Source organism: Hafnia sp. HMSC23F03, from assembly GCF_001816025.1.
Taxonomy (GTDB): domain Bacteria; phylum Pseudomonadota; class Gammaproteobacteria; order Enterobacterales; family Enterobacteriaceae; genus Hafnia; species Hafnia paralvei.
Genome location: NZ_KV824230.1, coordinates 90,077 through 91,317 on the forward strand (window position 1 = coordinate 90,077; position 1,241 = coordinate 91,317).

A 1,241-nucleotide genomic window follows, 5' to 3' on the forward strand; every position below is an offset into this window, starting at 1 on the left:
TGAATTTTCATTCAGGGCTTTCTACAAGAATATGCACTGTTTATTGATTTTTTTGATCAAAGACTTCATTGTGATGTTCGATGTATTTCATAAATCGACGGAAGTCGTCCGTATTGAAACCATCTAAAGATAGCTCTTCACCCTCATGTATCCCTAGCCCCTTCAATTGTTGCTTATCACAGTGTTGAGATATTTTTAGGGTGCATTTGCGGCCATGGATTTTAAAAGTAATTAAATATCGGTCAAATAATTTGTCAATGTGGGAACATAATAATATGCCATTAGCTCCATCTAATCTTTCATCCGAATTTTGACAATCTTTCCATGGTTTTATGTGGGATGCTATCAACATCTCTTTAATGTTTACTAATGTAACAGCACACTTTTCCCCTCCCCAAGTTTTAATAACCTGATCTTTGAAAAAACCTTGGCCAATACGAGATTTGATAAGGGTATCTTTTTCGGTTTTGCTTAAATCTGAGTTTAAAATGTTGGAAATATCTGATGATAATGAATCGCTGCTATGTTCAGTGTCGAGAAATGGTGCTCCGTCAGTATTCAATAATATATACCTATGATTCCGCACACTTTCTGTGATATCTCTTTTTTCATGGTATAAGACAACATCTTCTGGCTTAAATTTTATATTGAAGTTTAATAATGCGGATGTGTTATTGTTGAGCGATGTAGGGTCTAGCCCAACTGAGGATAAATCCTTCTCCATTTTAAGTATTCGTCCATTTTTATTGAACGTATTAATGGCGCTTTGGGCTTCATGTTCATCTATGCATATTGTGTTTTTTATATGGCCTATACAAAGTTTTTTACTGGATGTTCTCTCAAAGTAGTATAGGTATATAGTGTAAATTTGACCTTTATGTGCATTATTATTAATAGGCTGAAGGAAAGCGTAATGATATCCATTGATTAAACTCGAGTAATCGAATAGCCACTCTTCATGCCCAAAACCAGGGGAAACCTCGAATGAATTTTGATCGGTACTTTTTCCATTCGGCCCTGATGGCTTTTTCCAGCCATTACTATTCCAGCAAATACGGGCTATTTTAGTATCCATATATCCATCCCTAGTTTGTGTGATGCGATAGTCAATGATTATAAAAAATAAACCTGATGTCTATGATGGTGCTCAAGCATTTTGGATGTAAATGATCTTTACCGATACTAGAGCCAAATAGTATTGATTTCAGCTAAAAAGCAAAAAGCCCTGAATTTTCATTCAG

The 1,241-nt window shown here is 35.1% G+C and carries 1 protein-coding gene; it reads right to left on the reverse strand.

Annotated elements, in window-relative coordinates; translation table 11 throughout:
- Window positions 1–40: 40 nt before the first annotated feature.
- The gene (locus HMPREF3091_RS11585) at window positions 41–1,075 is read right to left on the reverse strand and encodes an HNH endonuclease (RefSeq protein ID WP_070715989.1); all 1,035 of its coding nucleotides are present in this window, start codon (window positions 1,073–1,075) and stop codon (window positions 41–43) included.
- Window positions 1,076–1,241: the final 166 nt, after the last annotated feature.

Bases quoted from the DNA above. Each gene is read 5' to 3' on its own strand.
- HMPREF3091_RS11585 (WP_070715989.1), bottom strand. From the start codon at position 1,075: ATGGATACTAAAATAGCCCGTATTTGCTGGAATAGTAATGGCTGGAAA.